Origin of the sequence: Nocardioides antri, from assembly GCF_008373765.1 — a bacterium.
GTDB lineage: Bacteria > Actinomycetota > Actinomycetes > Propionibacteriales > Nocardioidaceae > Nocardioides > Nocardioides antri.
Genome location: NZ_VUJW01000003.1, coordinates 492999 through 509228 on the forward strand (window position 1 = coordinate 492999; position 16230 = coordinate 509228).

The 16230-nt window shown below is 70.4% G+C and carries 19 protein-coding genes and 1 tRNA gene; 8 read left to right on the forward strand and 12 right to left on the reverse strand.

Features of this window, described 5'->3' with window-relative positions; genetic code table 11:
* Window positions 1-63: 63 nt before the first annotated feature.
* The 6 genes from F0U47_RS08565 to F0U47_RS08590 all read right to left on the reverse strand — a co-directional run bounded on the left by F0U47_RS08565 (window position 64) and on the right by F0U47_RS08590 (window position 5661).
* Entirely contained in the window at window positions 64-780 is a 717-nt protein-coding gene (locus tag F0U47_RS08565; RefSeq protein WP_149749873.1) for a response regulator transcription factor, read from the reverse strand.
* A 7-nt stretch (window positions 781-787) separates the two neighbouring features.
* Window positions 788-1558, reverse strand: coding sequence for a phosphate ABC transporter ATP-binding protein PstB (gene pstB, locus F0U47_RS08570; protein WP_149750550.1), 771 nt, complete (start codon window positions 1556-1558; stop codon window positions 788-790).
* A 129-nt stretch (window positions 1559-1687) separates the two neighbouring features.
* Window positions 1688-2653, reverse strand: a complete 966-nt coding sequence (gene pstA / locus F0U47_RS08575; RefSeq protein WP_149749874.1) for a phosphate ABC transporter permease PstA — start codon at window positions 2651-2653, stop codon at window positions 1688-1690.
* Window positions 2653-3579 carry a phosphate ABC transporter permease subunit PstC gene (gene pstC / locus F0U47_RS08580; protein WP_149749875.1) on the reverse strand — a complete coding sequence of 309 codons (927 nt, stop codon included), beginning with the start codon at window positions 3577-3579 and terminating at the stop codon, window positions 2653-2655. Before pstC ends, pstA begins: the two co-directional genes overlap by 1 nt.
* A gap of 27 nt (window positions 3580-3606) precedes the next feature.
* Window positions 3607-4590 (reverse strand): PstS family phosphate ABC transporter substrate-binding protein, encoded by a 984-nt coding sequence (locus tag F0U47_RS08585; RefSeq protein ID WP_149749876.1) that lies wholly within the window; start codon window positions 4588-4590, stop codon window positions 3607-3609.
* A gap of 183 nt (window positions 4591-4773) precedes the next feature.
* Window positions 4774-5661, reverse strand: coding sequence for an NUDIX hydrolase (locus F0U47_RS08590; RefSeq protein WP_149749877.1), 888 nt, complete (start codon window positions 5659-5661; stop codon window positions 4774-4776).
* A gap of 47 nt (window positions 5662-5708) precedes the next feature.
* On the opposite strand from F0U47_RS08590, the gene F0U47_RS08595 reads away from it, so the two are divergent.
* Window positions 5709-6767: a hypothetical protein gene (locus F0U47_RS08595; RefSeq protein ID WP_149749878.1), complete on the forward strand. Its 1059-nt coding sequence runs from the start codon at window positions 5709-5711 to the stop codon at window positions 6765-6767.
* A 4-nt stretch (window positions 6768-6771) separates the two neighbouring features.
* Here the strand turns inward: F0U47_RS08595 and F0U47_RS21075 are convergent, their stop codons facing one another.
* Window positions 6772-6933, reverse strand: coding sequence for a hypothetical protein (locus tag F0U47_RS21075; RefSeq protein WP_188111233.1), 162 nt, complete (start codon window positions 6931-6933; stop codon window positions 6772-6774).
* A gap of 226 nt (window positions 6934-7159) precedes the next feature.
* Window positions 7160-7363, reverse strand: a complete 204-nt coding sequence (locus tag F0U47_RS08600) for a cold-shock protein (protein ID WP_118928839.1) — start codon at window positions 7361-7363, stop codon at window positions 7160-7162.
* Window positions 7364-7665: 302 nt separating this feature from the next.
* On the opposite strand from F0U47_RS08600, the gene F0U47_RS08605 reads away from it, so the two are divergent.
* The 3 genes from F0U47_RS08605 to F0U47_RS08615 all read left to right on the forward strand — a co-directional run bounded on the left by F0U47_RS08605 (window position 7666) and on the right by F0U47_RS08615 (window position 9241).
* Window positions 7666-8325, forward strand: a complete 660-nt coding sequence (locus tag F0U47_RS08605) for a DUF305 domain-containing protein (RefSeq protein ID WP_188111234.1) — start codon at window positions 7666-7668, stop codon at window positions 8323-8325.
* Between the two features lie 56 nt (window positions 8326-8381).
* Window positions 8382-8457, forward strand: a tRNA-Lys gene (locus F0U47_RS08610).
* 19 nt (window positions 8458-8476) lie between these two features.
* On the forward strand, window positions 8477-9241 hold the full coding sequence (locus F0U47_RS08615) for an endo alpha-1,4 polygalactosaminidase (protein WP_149749880.1): 765 nt from the start codon (window positions 8477-8479) through the stop codon (window positions 9239-9241).
* On the opposite strand, the gene F0U47_RS08620 is transcribed toward F0U47_RS08615, so the two are convergent.
* Window positions 9232-9630, reverse strand: coding sequence for a Fur family transcriptional regulator (locus F0U47_RS08620; protein ID WP_149749881.1), 399 nt, complete (start codon window positions 9628-9630; stop codon window positions 9232-9234). The two genes, F0U47_RS08615 and F0U47_RS08620, sit on opposite strands and share 10 nt — an antisense overlap.
* A 115-nt stretch (window positions 9631-9745) precedes the next feature.
* Here F0U47_RS08620 and F0U47_RS08625 point away from each other — a divergent pair, with 115 nt between their 5' ends.
* Window positions 9746-10600 carry a hypothetical protein gene (locus F0U47_RS08625; RefSeq protein WP_149749882.1) on the forward strand — a complete coding sequence of 285 codons (855 nt, stop codon included), beginning with the start codon at window positions 9746-9748 and terminating at the stop codon, window positions 10598-10600.
* Here the strand turns inward: F0U47_RS08625 and F0U47_RS08630 are convergent.
* Window positions 10584-11114, reverse strand: a complete 531-nt coding sequence (locus F0U47_RS08630; protein ID WP_223162698.1) for a GNAT family N-acetyltransferase — start codon at window positions 11112-11114, stop codon at window positions 10584-10586. The two genes, F0U47_RS08625 and F0U47_RS08630, sit on opposite strands and share 17 nt — an antisense overlap.
* A gap of 84 nt (window positions 11115-11198) precedes the next feature.
* On the opposite strand from F0U47_RS08630, the gene F0U47_RS08635 reads away from it, so the two are divergent.
* A complete protein-coding gene (locus tag F0U47_RS08635; RefSeq protein ID WP_149749883.1) occupies window positions 11199-11882 on the forward strand; it encodes a PaaI family thioesterase in 684 nt (227 codons plus the stop codon).
* Between the two features lie 14 nt (window positions 11883-11896).
* On the opposite strand, the gene F0U47_RS08640 is transcribed toward F0U47_RS08635, so the two are convergent.
* Window positions 11897-12928 (reverse strand): fatty acid desaturase family protein, encoded by a 1032-nt coding sequence (locus F0U47_RS08640; RefSeq protein WP_149749884.1) that lies wholly within the window; start codon window positions 12926-12928, stop codon window positions 11897-11899.
* Window positions 12929-13019: 91 nt separating this feature from the next.
* Between F0U47_RS08640 and F0U47_RS08645 the strand changes: the two genes are divergently transcribed.
* Together F0U47_RS08645 and F0U47_RS08650 are read left to right on the forward strand one after the other, a co-directional pair.
* A complete protein-coding gene (locus F0U47_RS08645) occupies window positions 13020-13742 on the forward strand; it encodes a GAF and ANTAR domain-containing protein (protein ID WP_149749885.1) in 723 nt (240 codons plus the stop codon).
* A gap of 45 nt (window positions 13743-13787) precedes the next feature.
* Window positions 13788-14510 (forward strand): GAF and ANTAR domain-containing protein, encoded by a 723-nt coding sequence (locus F0U47_RS08650; protein ID WP_149749886.1) that lies wholly within the window; start codon window positions 13788-13790, stop codon window positions 14508-14510.
* Between the two features lie 15 nt (window positions 14511-14525).
* Here the strand turns inward: F0U47_RS08650 and F0U47_RS08655 are convergent, their stop codons facing one another.
* Window positions 14526-16010 carry an NAD(P)/FAD-dependent oxidoreductase gene (locus tag F0U47_RS08655; protein ID WP_149749887.1) on the reverse strand — a complete coding sequence of 495 codons (1485 nt, stop codon included), beginning with the start codon at window positions 16008-16010 and terminating at the stop codon, window positions 14526-14528.
* Window positions 16011-16230 lie beyond the last annotated feature (220 nt).

Consider the following 16230-nt stretch of genomic DNA (forward strand, 5'->3'; position numbering starts at 1 on the left):
ACCTCCTCGTGATCAGAAGGTAGACCTGGCGGCGCCGGTGCGACGCCGCTTTCCGGGAGTCCGTCACTGACCGGTCGACGGCTCCACGGTCAGTGAGTAGCCGCGGCCACGGATGCGGCGCACGTCGGCGGTTCCGCCGAGCCGGTGGCGCAGCCGGGTGACGTGCATGGCGATGGTGTTGCCGCTGGGCCGCAGGCCGTCGGAGCCCCACAGCGCCTCGCGGAGCTCGTCGTCGGTGACCACACCGGGCGCGCGCAGCAGGAGAGCTCGCAGCAGCTCGAACTCCTTCAGCGGCAGGTCCGCGATCCGCTCGCCGTCGATGAGCACGCGGTACGACGCCGCGTCGAGCTCGATCGGGCCGACGACCACGTGGGCGTGCTCCCGGAGTGACCGCGGCGAGTGGCTGAGCAGCTCCCACAGGTGGTCGGTGGAGTAGGGACGCGCCACCACGGCGCTCGCGCCGGCGAGCATCAGCACCCCGACGTCCGCCGCGTTGTCGTGCTCGAGCGCCGCGACGACGTACGGCGAACCGTGCCGGCGGATCGCGGTGACGAAGTCGGCTGCGGGCAGGCCGGGCGCATCCGGCGACACCACCACGGTGTGCGGGTCCAGCCGCCCGAACTCGACGAGCCCGTCGACGGTGGACGAGACCCAGGTGACGTGCACGCCGCGGCCGGCCATCCCGTCCGTGAGGCCGGCCTCGTCCCGGCCGGGGTCGACCACGAGCAGCTGTGCGCCCGCCGTCTCGGCCCAGCGGTGCAGGTAGGTGCGGGCGCCCATCCGCGGATCAGCCGAAGCGACCCGAGATGTAGTCCTCGGTGCGCTGGTCGGCCGGGTTGGAGAACAGCCGCTTCGTGCGGTCGAACTCCACCAGGAGGCCGGTGCGGTTGCCCGTGGTCTCGTCGGGCTTGGCGGTGAAGAACGCGGTTCGGTCCGAGACGCGGGCCGCCTGCTGCATGTTGTGGGTGACGACGATGATCGTGTAGTCGTCGCGCAGCTGCAGCATGAGGTCCTCGACCTTGGACGTGGCGATCGGGTCGAGCGCCGAGCACGGCTCGTCCATGAGGATCACGTCCGGCTTGGTCGCGATGGTCCGGGCGATGCAGAGCCGCTGCTGCTGGCCACCGGAGAGTCCGTAGGCCGACTGCTTGAGCTTGTCCTTGACCTCGTCCCACAGCGCGGCGCCGCGGAGCGCCTCCTCGACCAGGTCGTCCATGTTGTCGACCTTCATGCCGATGACCCGCGGGCCGTAGGCGATGTTGTCGTAGATCGACTTCGGGAACGGGTTCGGCTTCTGGAACACCATGCCGATGTGCTGGCGGACCGCGATGGGGTCGACGCCCTTCGCGTAGATGTTCTGGCCGTGGTAGCTGATCTCGCCCTCGACGCGCGCGCCCGGCACCAGGTCGTTCATGCGGTTGAGGCAGCGCAGCACGGTCGACTTGCCGCAGCCGGAGGGGCCGATCAGCGCCGTGATCTCGTTCTTGCCGAAGGTCAGGTTGATGTCGTGGACGGCGTGGAAGCCCCCGTAGTAGACGTTGAGGTGGAACGTCTCCATCACGGACTCGGCTGGCACGTCGCCGATGACGCTGTGGGCGGCCTCCTCGTCGATGGACAGCGCCAGGCTCAGCGGCTCCTCCTCGGAGGTCGCGTTGGCCGTCGCAGGCTGGGTGGACATGGAGGACTCCTACCAGGATCGCTGGAACTTGTTGCGGATGATGATGGCGACCGCGTTCATGCCGAGGATCATGGCGAGCAGCACGATGATGCCCGCCGATGCGGCCTGCTGCACGACCTCCTTGGAGTCGCTCGCGGCGTTGAAGATCTCGAGCGGGAACGCCTCGATCTTGCTGGTGACGAACGGGAACTCGGGGGCGAAGTTGATGGCGCCGAAGCCGATCATCACCAGGGGCGCGGCCTCGCCGATCGCTCGGGAGAGGCCGAGGATGGTGCCCGTGCTGATGCCGGGGACCGCCGAGGGCAGGGTCTGCCGCCAGGTGGTCTGCCAGACCGTCGCCCCGAGGGCGAGCGAGCCCTGCCGGATCTCGTCCGGCACCGAGCGCAGTGCCTCCCGGGTGGTGATGATGACGACCGGCAGGATCAGGAGCGCGAGCGCCACGGCGCCGCCGATCGCGATCCCACGCTGGACCCCGACCACCGCCATCAGGGTTGCTGCGAGCATGCCGTAGATGACGGCCGGCACCGCGGCGAGGTTCTGCAGGTTGACCTCGACGACCTTGCTGAACCGCGAGGTCTTGCTGGCGAACTCCTCGAGGTAGACGGCTGCGCTGACGCCGAGCGGGATCGCCAGCAGCGCCGTCGTGATCATCAGGATGATCGAGCCGACGATGCCCGACCGGAAGCCGGTGTACGCCGCCGACAGGTCCTTGGGGTCGCGGCCCGTCGCGGCCAGCGCCTCGGCGCGCTCGGGGTCGAAGGTCTGGGTGTACTGGGTGAACAGGGCGCTGTCGAACCTCGGGGCGCCCGAGATCGCCGTGTCGACGATGAGCGCGAACAGGACGGCGACGCCGAAGAACAGCGAGAACCACAGCGCTCCCAGGAAAGCGAGCGACCTGAGGTCGCGGTCCTGGCTCCGGCCGCTGGCGAGGGTCGACGTGGTGACCGCGGCGGCGGTCGTGGCTGCGCTGCTCATCAGTAGGCCTGCCTGAAGCGACGGACGATGGCGATGCTGACCATGTTCATGACGAACGTGATCGCGAAGAGCAGCAGCGCCACCGCGAAGAGGTACTTGTACTCGGTCGACTCCACCGGCGACTCACCCAGCGCGGTGCGGGCGATCGTGCCGGTCATCGTCTCGTGGCCCTCACCCGGGTTGAGCGACATGTTCTTGATCGAGCCGCAGACCATGAGCACGATCATCGTCTCGCCGACCGCGCGGGAGATGCCGAGCACGGCGGACGCGGCGATGCCGGAGAGGGCGGCGGGGAACACGACGCGCAGCGTGGTCTGCATCCGGTTCGCGCCCATCGCGAGGGAGCCCTGGCGCAGCGCGAGCGGCACCGCCGACAGCGAGTCCTCCGCCAGCGAGGCGACCGTGGGGATGATCATGACGCCGAGCACGAGGCCGCCGCCCAGCGGGTTGTAGGCGCTGATGCCGAGGCCCAGCCACCCCTGCAGGACGACCGGGATCACGAAGAAGACGCCGAAGAAGCCGTAGACGACCGAGGGCACGCCCGCCAGCAGCTCGACGGTGGGCTTGAGCCACTTCCGGGCCCTCTTGGAGGCGTACTCCGAGAGGTACATCGCGGCGCCGAGCCCGATCGGGACCGCGACGGTCAGCGCGATCGCCGTGGTCAGCAGGGTGCCGACGATGAGGGGATACACCGCGTACGGCGAGTCGGTGTCGGAGGTGAAGAACTCCCCGGCCGGTACCCGGCTGAAGAACTCGAGCGCCGGCTCGACCACGGCGAAGAGGATGCCCGCGGTCACCAGGACCGACGCCGCGGCGGCGGTCATCAGGCACGCCTTGATGACCGCCTCGCCCGGGCGGGGCCTGGCCGTGAGCACGGGGGCCGGGCCCGCCCCGGAGGGCGGGCCCGGCTGAGTCAGTGCCGTCATGAGAACCGGTGGCTTCCTTGGGTTGCGTCAGCCGCCGATGCCGGCGAGGGCGTCCTTGGTCGCGGCGTAGTCGGTCTCGTTGAGCGCGATGAACCCGGCACCGGTGGCGACGGTCTCGAGGTTCGCGACGTAGTAGTCGACGAACTCGGCGACGGCCGGCTTCTCGGTGTAGGACTTGTTGCTCACGTAGATGAAGAGCGGGCGGGCCAGCGGCGTGTAGCTGCCGTCCTGCGCGGTCTCGGCCGACGGGGCGACACAGCCGTCACCGGAGTCGATCTCGAGCGCCTTCAGCTTGTCGGCGTTCTCCTCGAAGTAGGTGTAGCCGAAGAAGCCGACCGCACCGGGGGTGCCGGAGACACCGTTGACGAGGACGTTGTCGTCCTCCGACGACTCGAAGTCGTTGCGCAGGGTCTCGGACTCGTCGGCGACGACGTCGGCCGCCATGTAGTCGTAGGTGCCCGAGTCGGCGCCCGGGATGAAGCCGGTGATCTCCTGGTCGGGGAACTCCGGGTTGATGTCCTGCCAGTTCTCGGCCTTCGACTTCGGCCCGAACAGAGCGATCAGCTCGTCGACGGTGAGGCAGTCGACCGCCAGATCGGGGTGCACGACGACCGTGAGCGCGTCGACCGCGACCTGCAGCTCGGTGTACTCGACACCGTTCTCCTCGCAGACCGGGACCTCTTCGTCGTCCTTGATCGGACGCGACGCGTTGGAGATGTCCGTCTCGCCGGCGCAGAAGACCTCGAAGCCGCCGCCGGTGCCGGACTGACCGACGGACACCTGGATCGGCGAGCCGTCCAGGGTCATCAGCTCCTGCGCAGCCGTGGTCATCGGGTAGACGGTGGAGGAGCCGTCGACGGCGACCTCGCCGGTCACGCTGGTGTCGAGGTCGCCCGCACCGGCGCCACTGCCGTCTTCCTCGGCGCTGCTGTCACCACCGCAGGCGGTGAGGAACAAGGCCAGAGCGGCCACACCGGGGACGAGCGCCCGGCGAAGGGGAGTGACGTTCAAGAGATCTGCCTCTCGGGACTGAGGGGCATGCCACGCCGGCCCCCCATGGAGTTCGTTCTCGGACGTCAGCGACGCTAGGGACGCCCGGTAACGCAACAATCCGACGCGTCTGAACGCACGGTGAACAGGCAAGGAAGCGTGCAAGCCGGGCGGCGACCCGCGTCACACCGGCCGCGGCAGCGCTCAGCGCACGCGGTGCCGCTCGACGGCGACCACGTTGCCCTTGCGCACGTGCACGACCAGCATCTCCGCGGTCGCGAGCTCGTCACCGCGCTGCGCCGGACGCAGGCCGAGGGCGTCGTACACGTGCGGGAGGACGGGGCGGTGGGTGCAGAGCACGGCACCCTCGTCGCCGTCGACAACCTCGTCGATGATCTTCCGGATGCCCTTCTCCGTCATGTGCTCCTCGGTGAGCCGGCGCCGGGTCTGGACGTCCCAACCGGTCATCGAGGCGTACGGCGCGACGGTCTGCACGCAGCGCGTGCTCGACGACGAGAGGACGCGGGTCACGTCGTAGGCGGCGAGCACCGGGATCAGGCGGTCTGCGGTGGCCGCACCCGTCTTCAGCAGCGGGCGGAGCCGGTCGTCGTCGCGCCACGTGTGGCGCGAGCGCGCCTGCGCATGACGGAGTACGACGACCGCATGGGTCTTGCGTCGTACCTTGACCGCCTCGGCCAGGGTCGCCCGGTCGTAGGCGTAGCTGAGGAGCGCGTCTGCCTTGTCGATGCGCATCCACGCGACCTGGTCGATCTCGTGGTTCGGCCGGTAGAGGCTGACGTCGTCGGACCCGACCGCGCGGCCGGTCCAGTAGTCGACGGTCTTCATCCCCCGGGCGGTCCGGTAGTGCTGAGGCGCGAGAGGCGGGCCGAGCCGCACGTGCAGACCCGTCTCCTCGGCGACCTCGCGCACCGCAGCCGCCGTCGGATGCTCGCCCCGCTCGAGCTTGCCCTTGGGGAAGGACCAGTCGTCGTACTTGGGCCGGTGCACGAGCAGGACCTCGCGGCCGGGCCGGAAGGTCACGACGCCCGCCGCGCGGATGCCCGGGGCCGAGGCCGGGTTGCTCCTGGTCACGGCGTTAGTGTCACACCTGTCCGCCCCCGAGAGGAGACAGCACTTTGATGTCGGTCCCGCGTCCCCGCATCCTCGTCATCGGTGCGGTGGTGCTCGTGGTCGTCGTGGGCGTCGTCGCGTGGTTCGTGGTGCGCGACGACGACGAGGCGGGCCGGCTGGCGACGGCGGTCGCGATGGCGCCCGGGGACGCCGCCCGGCTCGGCTGGACGGACTGGTCCCGGGTGCGGGAGGAGCTCGACCGCGATCTGTCGGAGACGTCGCCGACGACCGACGTCGAGGACTTCCTCACCGCCGGCTTCGACGCCGACCTGACGTCGGTCTCCGCCCTGGTCGCGTCGGCGCCGTTCCTCCACGAGCGCTACGGCTTCTCCCCCGCGACCATCGACTGGGAGCTCTTCTCCCAGAGCGAGGAGGGGGCGATCGTCCTGATGGGCCTGCCGGAGTCCCTCGACATCGACCAGATCGAGGACGCGCTCGAGGAGCTCGGCTACGTGGAGCCGGACGAGCCGGACGGCGTGTGGGAGGGCGGCCACGCCCTGCTGACCCAGCTCGGCACCCTGACCCAGGAGCTCGCCTTCATCACCATCGACCGGGAGCGCCGCGTCCTGGCGTCGAGCGACGAGATCGAGACGGTCGAGACCTGGCGCGACGTCGAGCGGGGCGACGACGTCGAGGACGGACTCACGGGTGTCCTCGACTCCGTCGAGGGTGCGCTGTCGGCTGCCGTCTACACCGGCGAGCACGCCTGCGCCGCGCTCGCGATGACGGAGGCCGACGACACCGACCGCGTCCGCGCGGCCGAGCTGCTCGAGCAGGCGGGCGAGGTCAACCCGCTCCGCGGGTTCGCCATCGCGGGGCTGCCCGGTGGCGACGTACGGGTGGCGATGTCGTTCGAGTCCGAGGACCAGGCCAGGACCAACGCCGACACCCGTCGGCAGCTGGCGGCAGGACCCGCGCCCGGGCAGGGCGGCTCGTTCCCGGAGCGGTTCGAGCTCGGTGACGTGGTCGCCGAGGGCGAGGTCGTCACGATGGAGCTGCACCCGCGGCGGGCGACGTACGTCCTGTCCGACCTGGCCAACGGCCCGGTGCTCTTCGCGACCTGCTGACGGCTCAGGCCACGTCGTCGTCGGGGACGACGCCCAGGATCCGGTCGATCTCGTCGAGCGGGAGCGGTCCGTCGGAGGCGGTGGCGGCGATGATGAGGTTGGTGGTCAGCTCGACCTCGACGAGCAGGTCGGAGTCCTCGAGCGCCACGTCGAAGGGATCCGCCACGACTGTCCCGCCTCCCCGAGTGTGGACGACTGGTCGTCCCCCACTCCTTCGCCTTCGGGGCACCACCGTGCCATTCCGAACCATCCTGCCCAGGGATGTACCCCGGAAACCTGAAGTTACGGAAAATTTTGACGAGGCCCTGCCGGATGACCGGCAGGGCCTCGCCTGAAGACTGATGTCTCCCGAGACGCCCGGGGCCCTCAGGCCCCGGGGCGTTTGTTGCGAATCAGAGAGCGCGAACGTTCTCCGCCTGGGGACCCTTGGGGCCCTGGGTGACGTCGAACTCGACCTTCTGGTTGTCCTCGAGGGACTTGTATCCGGAGGTCTGGATCGCCGAGTAGTGAACGAAGACGTCGTCGCCGCCGCCCTCCTGCTCGATGAATCCGAAACCCTTCTCTGCGCTGAACCACTTCACGGTGCCCTGAGCCATTGTGCTCGTTACTCCTATTGTCGGGGCGAGAGCCGCCACCTCGGCGACCCGCAGCGGATGCGATGACACGTCGCTCCGACCCGTGATGGGTACACCACAAACCAGATACGCCGTCGGCCACAGACTCCGCAGGCGTTGAACCTTCGAGAACTGCATCCGCTGCATCTATGACACTACCAATGCCTGTCCATCCAGGGGCATGGAGGACACGAGGGATCTCAGTGGACGGCGTGAAGGTTGCGCTACCACCGCGTGTCGTGGTGCTGAACGCCGCCACCGGCCGGGCGCCTAGACTCCTCGGGATGTCCACGCTCCTCACCCGGCTGCCGATCGCCGCCCTCGTCCTCGCCCTGGTCCCTGCACTGGCCGCCTGCTCCGACGACGACGATGCAGCACCGGAGCCCGCGGTCCACACCGCCGACAACGGCGACGTCTTCAACGACGTCGACGCGGACTTCGCGACCGGGCTGGTGCAGCACCACGCGCTCGCGCTGGTGCTGGTCGACCTGACGCGCGGCGCTGACGTCTCACCCGAGGTGACCGCCCTGGCGGAGGACATCCTGGCCACCGAGAGCCTGGAGATCGAGACGCTGACCGACTGGCTCGCCGTGTGGGACGTCCCGGCGCCCGAGACCATCCGCGACCACGCCAACGCCGGTCACGGGGACCACGGGGACCATGGGGACCAGGGGAACACGCTGTCGCTCGACGGCGAGATCCCCGGCGGCGACCTGCCCGGCATGCCGTCCACCGACGAGCTGACGGAGCTGCTCTCCCTCCGCGGCGACGAGTTCGAGCAGCGCTGGCTCGAGCTGATGATCACCCACCACGAGGGCGCGATCGAGATCGCCGACCAGGAGATCGAGGACGGGACCTACTCCCCCGCCGTCGACCTCGCCGAAGCCGTCCGGGAGGCGCAGCTCGCCCAGGTCGAGCAGATGAAGTCGCTGCTCGAAGGCTGACCCGGCCTGCGATACTTCACCTCGGTTACCTCGCTCGAACGTCTGGGGGTGGCCACGGGCCCCTAGCTCAATTGGCAGAGCTGAGGACTTTTAATCCTTAGGTTGTGGGTTCGAGTCCCACGGGGCCTACCACGCGCCGTACCGTGACCGGATGCGCCGGCTGATCGCGATCACCGTGGCCGTCCTGGCGTGCGGCGCGGCACCGGCGTACGGCGGCGAGCCCGCCCTGCCGTCCGAGTCGGACGTGGACTACCAGCTCGGCGGCGCCAACGACGACATCCCCGACGAGGTCGGGATCGTGGTGCGGGACCGCAAGGACGAGCCCTTCGCGGGCCGCTTCAACGTCTGCTACGTCAACGGGTTCCAGACCCAGCCGGACGAGCGGCGCTTCTGGCGGCGCCACCATTGGCGGCTCGTGCTCAAGGACGACGGCCGGGCGGTGGTGGACGAGGTGTGGGGTGAGTGGCTGCTCGACACCCGGACCCGCGCGAAGCGCAGGGCGCTCGCCCGCATCGTGGGGCGGTGGACCGAGCGGTGTGCCGCCGACGGCTTCGATGCGGTCGAGCTCGACAACCTCGACTCGTTCACCCGCAGCCACCGCCTGATCAAGCGGCGCCATGCCCTCGCCTACGCACGGCTGGTGGTCCGGCGCGCGCACCGCGCGGGGCTGCCGGTCGGGCAGAAGAACCTGGCCGGGTTCGACGGCACCACGATCGGGTTCGACTTCGCCGTGGCCGAGGAGTGCGGGCGGTGGCGCGAGTGCCACCGCTACGCGGCGTCGTACGACGACCAGGTGCTTGCGGTGGAGTACCGCCGGCGCGACTTCGACCGCACCTGCGCGGGGTACGGCGACCGGTGGTCGGTCGTGCTGCGCGACCTCGCGCTCACGCCCGACGGCGTGCACCGCTACTGCTGACAGTCCGCGCAGATCCCGAAGAGCTCGAGGCTGTGGCTGACCTCGGCGAAGTCGTGCTCGCGCGCCACCGCCTCGGTCCACTTCTCCACCGCCGGGCCGGTGACCTCGACGGTCCGGCCGCACGAGCGGCAGACCAGGTGATGGTGGTGGTCGGTGCTGCACCGGCGGTAGGAGGACTCGCCGCCGGGACTCTGCAGGACGTCGACCTCGCCGGCCTCCGCCATGGCCTGGAGCGTGCGGTAGACGGTGGCCAGCCCGACCTTCTCGCCGGAGTGCCGCAGCGAGTCGTGGATGTCCTGCGCGCTCTGGAAGTCGGCCGCGCCCTGCAGCGCCTCCGTGATCGCGCGGCGCTGGCGGGTCGGCCGCAGCGTCGTCGCGGGGTCGGGCACGGCGTCGCCTCCTCGTCGGAATGAAACTCGGTCTCAATCTACCGCCCGACCTGGCGGAACCCGCTCCGCCGGAGCGTGATCAGGCGTACATTCCGAACGGAGGAAGGGAGGCCTCATGGGGGAGCTCGACGACATCGACTTCGGCACGGACAGCGACACCATCCGACGATGGCTCGCGAAGAGAGCGTCCTACGCCGGCGAGCGCGGCGACCCGGTCCGGGGCGGCAAGCACCGCGGGGACCCGCCCCCCACCGTCGACCCGCAGAGCCTGACCGTGCCCAACACCCGCGCCGCCGGCCAGGACGTGCTCGACGCCCTCGCCGCCCCTGAGCCGCCGATCGCCCAGAGCTGGCCGGCACCCTACGCGCCGGAGCCCCCGGCCGACCCCGTCGAGACGCCGGCGTCGGCAGCGGACGAGCGGTTCCCCACTCCCCCGCCGCGGCCGGGCAAGGACCCCAGCGGGAAGTCGCCGTACGCCTCCACCCCGGAGCAGGAGGGGGAGGTGACGTCCAGCCGCTCCACCAACGCCGTCTTCGAGCCGCGCACCACTGCCCACAACGCCATGACCGCGTTGATGGTGCTGGCGGTCGCCGCCGTCGCCGGGGCGGCGTACCTCGCCGTCCAGGAACGGACGACGGTCAGCTACGGACTGGTCGCGCTGATGGCCCTGCTGGCGGTGCTCGTCTGGGCGATCCGCGCCAGCACCTCGGTCACCGAGCTCGCGATCATCCGCGGCCAGCTCGAGCTGATCCGGGACGGATCGTTCGAGATCGTCGACCTGGCCAGCCCCTACACGCCGGTGCTGGTCGAGGGCCGGCCCGGGCGCCGCGGCTGGCGGGTCCTGATCGAGCGCCATGACCGACCGCTCCTGGAGATCAACGCGAGCATCGTCGACCCCCACCACTTCCAGGCGGTGCTGCAGCGGATCCGCCCCGACCTGCGCCAGGACAAGGCTACGCCGCCACCGTGATCCAGTAGCGCCGCTTGTCCTTGCGGACGTCCTCGAAGACGCCGCCGCCGGCCTCGATCGTGCGGGCCGACGCGACGTTGTCGGTGTCGCAGGTGACGAGCACCCGGTCGATGCCGAGCTCGCCCGCGCGGCGTACGCCCAGCACGAGGGCGCGCGTGGCGTGGCCCTGCCGGCGGCGGGCGGGCCGGATCGAGTAGCCGATGTGGCCGCCCTCCTCCCGCAGCCAGTCGTTGAGCTCGTGACGGAGGTTGAGGAAGCCGATCACCTCGTCGTCCGGACCGCCGTCACCCGCCGTGATCCAGAAGTACGTCGACGCGACCCGGCCGGCCGCGGGGTCGCCCGAGGACTTCTGGGCCAGCACGTCGATGAACTCCTTGCACGACGCCTCGGTCGGCTCCAGCGGGTGGTCGAGGTTCCACCCTCCCGCGCCGTGCATGACCTCGTCGCCGAAGTCCGTGATGGTTGCGGCCCAGCTGGGGAACCACCGGAGGTCGGGGAGCACGAGCGCTGTCATGACCCGATTCCAGCAGGGCGTGACACTCGTCGCATCACGTTTTCGTCCCGTCCATCACGCGAGAACCTGTTCTAGCCTTGCCGCATGAGCCGCTTCCAGGAAGAGACCGCCACCGACGAGGAGATCGCGGCGGAGGCGGCACTCTACGCGCCGTTCACGAACGCCGTGCGCGAGCTCGTGGACGTGACGATCCGTACCGAGGTCGAGCCCGACGAGGTCCGGGCGGCGCAGGTCGAGGTCGAGGCCATCGTCGAGCGGCTGCGGAAGAAGCAGATGCCCGGGGCGTACGGCGTGCGGTTCCGGCCGGACGGCAGCCGGGGGCGCAACTGGGGCAACGCCGTGATGGGCCTGCGCAACCCGATCGCGCCGCCGCTCGACGTACGCACCGACGGCGAGGGCCGGGCCTGGAGCGACTTCCACCTCGGGGCCGCCTACGAGGGCCCGCCGGGCCTGGTGCACGGCGGCGTGATCTCGCTGCTGCTCGACCAGGTCCTCGGGCACGCGGTGAGCAGCAGCGGCCGGCCCGGCATGACCGGCACGCTGACGATCGTCTACCGCCAGGGCACGCCACTCGGCGGGCTGCGCTGCGAGGCCTGGGTGGACCGGCGGGAGGGGATCAAGACCTGGGGCAAGGGCCGGATGCTGAACGCCGACGGTGAGGTGACCGCCGAGGCGGAGGGCATCTTCATCCTGCCCAAGTGGGCCCGCAACCTCGACCGGTTCCGCGCCGCGGCCGAGGCGTCCGAGGCCGGGTTCGACCTCGAGTAGCCGGACTCAGGGCCTCAGGACCGCGCCGACGGCGGCGCCGATCCGGCGACCTCGTGCAGGTGCCGGAACGCGAGGCCGTAGGAGGCGAGCAGGGTCGTCTCCAGGTAGGGGATCCCGTGCACCTGGCAGTGGCGCCGCACGATCGGTCGGGCTCGCCGGAGGTTGGGCCGCGGCATGCTTGGGAACAGGTGGTGCTCGATCTGCAGGTTGAGCCCGCCCAGCATGAGCCCGAGGAACGGACCGCCGGGGACGTTCCGCGCGGTGAGCACCTGGCGCAGCAGCGGGTCCGAGTCCTGCTCCGGCGTCAGGGTCGGCATCCCCTTGTGCGCCGGAGCGAACGAGCAGCCGAGGTAGACACCGAACAGCGCCTGGTGGACGGCGAGGAAGACGAGGGCCTGCGCCCAGGTCAGGGTGCTGACCAGCAGGGCGGCGTACAGGACACCGTGCGCGAGCAGCAGCGCGGCCTCGGTCCTCCGGTAGCGGAGCCCGGGCCGGAGCACGGCGCGCACGCTCGAGACGCGGAGGTTGATGGCCTCCAGCGTGAGCATCGGGAAGAACAAGCCGGCCTGGTGCCGCGTCAGCCACGCAGCCATGCCCCGCCTCTCGCCGGCCTGCTCCGCGTCGAAGACGAAGGCACCCACGGCGACGTCCGGGTCGGACTCCAGGTCGTTGGGGTGGGCGTGGTGCGCGTTGTGCTTGTCCAGCCACCAGCCGTAGCTGAGCCCGTTCAGCAGGTTGCCGTGGACCAGGCAGAGCATCGCGCTGACCCGGCTGCTGCGGGAGATCTGCCGATGGGCGGCGTCGTGGGAGAAGAACGCGATCTGTCCGGACACGACGGCGAAGACCGGCGCCAGCAGGACCGCCCACCACGAGTCGCGCAGCAGCACCAGGCCGGCCACCGCCAGCAGCAGCGCCACGAGGTTGAGGCTGCCGAGCACCACGTAGTAGCGCGGTCTAGGCTGGAGGAGTCCTCGAACCCTGATCTGCCGGACCAGCTCGCCGTAGTCACTCTCGACGGGTTGGCGGATCTGACCGGTGAGGGACATGGAGACTCCCGACTGCTCGCTATTGTCGCCGCCGGGGTCTGAGGTGGCCTCACCACCGAGGCTACCCCCTTACCCCTGAGGGGTGGAGCGCTTGCGGACCAGGACCGAGATCCTCGCGGCTCTCGGTGTCGACGGTGGGTCGGGACGTTCGCTGCCGGAGCAGCTCTGCGTCGCCTGCACGACGACCCTGGGGCTCGACGGCGCCGGGATCGCGCTCATGACCGATGCCGGCCACCAAGGCGTGCTCGGGACGTACGGCGAGGTCGCGACCCGGCTGGAGGACCTCCAGTACGAGCTCGGCGAGGGTCCGAGCGTGGACGCGTCCCGACGCAACGGCCCGGCGCTCCACGCCGAGCTGACCGCGGGCGAGATGTCCCTGTGGCCGGGGTTCGGCCCCGCGGCGTGGGCGGCGGGCGTGCGGGCGGTGTTCGCGCTGCCACTCCAGGTCGGCGCCGTCCGACTGGGCAGCCTGTGCCTCTACCGCTCGACCGCCGGCCACCTGGACGAGGACGGTACGGCGACCGCGCTCGCGTACGCCGACGCTGCCCTCGCGGTCCTGCTGTTCCTCCATGCCCAGGTGTCGCCCGGGTCTGCGCTTCATCCCACGCTGCGGGAGCCGCTGGACTACCGTGCCGAGGTGCACCAGGCCACCGGCTTCCTGTCGGTCCAGGCGTCGGTCGGTCTCACCGAGGCGCTGCTGCTGCTCCGCGCCCACGCGTTCGCCAGCGACCGGTCCCTCGTCGAGGTGGCCCGGGACGTGCTGGCCGGACGAACCCGCATTCCTTTCGTCAGCACGGAGAGGGAGGATGATTGATCCACCCGTACCCGCCACCTGTCACCCCACGAAGAGGCCGCCGTCATGACGACTGAGCAGCGGTTGACCCAGGTGTTCGTCGAGCTCGCCGACACCCTCGTCGACGAGTTCGACGCGCTGGACTTCCTGTCCACGCTCACCGACCGCAGCGTGGAGCTGCTTCGCGCCGAGGCGGCAGGCGTGATCCTCAACAACCTGCGCGGGGGCCTGCACGTGGTCGCCTCGACGAGCGACGCGGCGCAGGTGCTGGAGCTGTTCGAGCTCCAGAACGACGAGGGCCCGTGCCTCGACTGCTTCAACAGCGGTCGCGCGGTGGTCAACGTCGACCTGGAGGAGGCGCGCACGCGATGGCCGCGCTTCAGCGCCCGGGCGGCCGAGGTGGGCTACCAGTCGACGCACGCGATCCCGCTGCGCCTCCGGGACTCGGTGATCGGCGCGATGAACCTCTTCTGCGCCGGCAGCACGCCCCTCTCCGAGGAGGACCTCGCGGTCGGGCAGGCCCTCGCCGACATCGCCACCATCGGGCTCCTTCAGGAGCGCGCGGTGCGCCAGTCCGGGCTGCTCGCCGAGCAGCTCCAGACCGCGCTCAACAGCCGCATCATGATCGAGCAGGCCAAGGGCGTCCTGTTCGCGAGCGCGGGCCTCGACATCGAACAGGCGTTCCGGCTGATGCGCGAGTACAGCCGCAGCCACCGCGTGCCGATCAAGACCGTCGCCCGGAGCGTCATCGACCGGGAGCTGACCACCGACGACCTGCGGGGCGCCTGAACCGCAGGGACGCGCTCAGACCTTTACGCCGCGGGCCTGCTCGTCGGTGAGCCGGACCTCCTCGAGGGCCTGGTTCTCGAGCTCCTCGCGGCGACGGCGCTCGGCCTCGGCGTCGTACTCCCCCGGCTGGGAGACCAGGTCCGCGGCACCCCGCCGGAGCCGCTGGAGGGCGACCCGGGCGAAGATCTGCTGCTCGGTCGAGGTGCGCTCCGCGCGGCCGCGGCCGAGGAACGAGACCAGCCAGTGCAGCACGGCGGTGACCCGGTTCTTGAAGCCGGTGATGTAGAAGAGGTGGACCGCGAGCCACATCAGCCAGGCGATGAACCCGGTGAGCCGGAGCCTGCCGACGAGGGCCACGGCGCGGAAGCGGCTGACGATGGCCATCGAGCCCTTGTCGAAGTACTTGAACGGCTTCTGCGGGGCCTTGCCCTTGAGTCGGCCGTCGATCGTCTTCGCGGCGTACTTCGCACCCTGGATCGCGACCTGCGCGACACCCGGGAGGTTGTCGAGGGCGATCATGTCGCCGACCACGAAGACCTCGGGGTAGCCGGGAAGCGTCAGGTCGGGGTTGACCGCGATCCGGCCGGCGCGGTCGAGGGGCGCTCCGGTCTGGTCCGACAGCGTCTTGCCCAGCGGGCTCGCCTGGACGCCGGCGGCCCACACCTTGGTGACCGCCGAGATGCGCTGCTCGGTGCCGTCCTTGTACTTCACGACGAGGCCGCGCTCGTCGACGTCGGAGACCAGCGCGCCCAGCATGACCTCGACACCGAGGTCGGCGAGCTTCTTCTGGGTCCAGGCTCCGAGCTTGGCGCCGAACGGCGGCAGCACCTGCGGCGCCGCGTCGACGAGGATCACCCGGGCGTGGTGGCTGCTGATCGCGCGGAAGTCGCGGGTCAGGGTGCGGTGCGCGAGCTCGGCGATCTGGCCCGCCATCTCGACACCGGTCGGGCCGGCGCCGACGACCACGAAGGTCAGCAGGTGGTCGACGTTCTCACCGCGGGCCGCGCCGAGCTCGGCCATCTCGAACGCGCCGAAGATCCGGCCGCGCAGCTCGAGGGCGTCGTCGATGCTCTTCATGCCGGGGGCGAACTCGGCGAAGTGGTCGTTGCCGAAGTAGGACTGGCCCGCGCCGGCGGCGACGATCAGTGAGTCGTACGGCGTCGTCAGCTCGCGACCGAGGACCTGCGAGGTGACGGTCCTGGCCTCGAGGTCGATGTCGGTGACCTCGCCGAGCAGCACCTGGGCGTTCTTCTGCCGGGCCAGCACCTCACGGGTCGGCGGGGCGATCTCGCCCTCGGACAGGATGCCGGTCGCCACCTGGTAGAGCAGGGGCTGGAACAGGTGGTGCGTGGTCTTCGCGATCATGGTCACGTCGACGTCGGCGTCCTTGAGGGCCTTCGTGCCGAACAGGCCTCCGAAGCCGGATCCGATGACGACTACCTGGTGGCGCTGGGAGCGCGGGACGAGTGCTCGCTCGGGTGTGCGGGTCTCCTCGGTCATTGAGCCTCCTGTGACGTCGGACGCGACGCGCGGTGCCGGTCGGGCCATGTCCGCGTCGCTGCCTGCAACCATGATCCCGCGCTCGCCGAGCGCGGCCCAAAAGGGCGACGAAGTCTCTTCGGTCACACCGGACAACGGTGCGTCCGACCGGGCACAATCTCCTCGAGAGGTCAGGTTTGGGCTCGGAGGGACAGGGGTAGGGAACCCTGGATTCCTGCAA

Bases quoted from the DNA above. Each gene is read 5' to 3' on its own strand.
- F0U47_RS08630 (WP_223162698.1), bottom strand. From the start codon at position 11,114: ATGACAGCGCTCGTGCTCCCCGACCTCCGGTGGTTCCCCAGCTGGGCC.
- F0U47_RS08655 (WP_149749887.1), bottom strand. From the start codon at position 16,010: ATGACCGAGGAGACCCGCACACCCGAGCGAGCACTCGTCCCGCGCTCC.
- F0U47_RS08600 (WP_118928839.1), bottom strand. From the start codon at position 7,363: ATGGCTCAGGGCACCGTGAAGTGGTTCAGCGCAGAGAAGGGTTTCGGA.
- F0U47_RS08625 (WP_149749882.1), top strand. From the start codon at position 9,746: ATGGGGGAGCTCGACGACATCGACTTCGGCACGGACAGCGACACCATC.
- F0U47_RS08615 (WP_149749880.1), top strand. From the start codon at position 8,477: ATGCGCCGGCTGATCGCGATCACCGTGGCCGTCCTGGCGTGCGGCGCG.
- F0U47_RS08640 (WP_149749884.1), bottom strand. From the start codon at position 12,928: ATGTCCCTCACCGGTCAGATCCGCCAACCCGTCGAGAGTGACTACGGC.
- pstC (WP_149749875.1), bottom strand. From the start codon at position 3,579: ATGACGGCACTGACTCAGCCGGGCCCGCCCTCCGGGGCGGGCCCGGCC.
- F0U47_RS08595 (WP_149749878.1), top strand. From the start codon at position 5,709: ATGTCGGTCCCGCGTCCCCGCATCCTCGTCATCGGTGCGGTGGTGCTC.
- F0U47_RS08650 (WP_149749886.1), top strand. From the start codon at position 13,788: ATGACGACTGAGCAGCGGTTGACCCAGGTGTTCGTCGAGCTCGCCGAC.
- pstA (WP_149749874.1), bottom strand. From the start codon at position 2,653: ATGAGCAGCGCAGCCACGACCGCCGCCGCGGTCACCACGTCGACCCTC.
- pstB (WP_149750550.1), bottom strand. From the start codon at position 1,558: ATGGAGACGTTCCACCTCAACGTCTACTACGGGGGCTTCCACGCCGTC.
- F0U47_RS08565 (WP_149749873.1), bottom strand. From the start codon at position 780: ATGGGCGCCCGCACCTACCTGCACCGCTGGGCCGAGACGGCGGGCGCA.
- F0U47_RS08635 (WP_149749883.1), top strand. From the start codon at position 11,199: ATGAGCCGCTTCCAGGAAGAGACCGCCACCGACGAGGAGATCGCGGCG.
- F0U47_RS08605 (WP_188111234.1), top strand. From the start codon at position 7,666: ATGTCCACGCTCCTCACCCGGCTGCCGATCGCCGCCCTCGTCCTCGCC.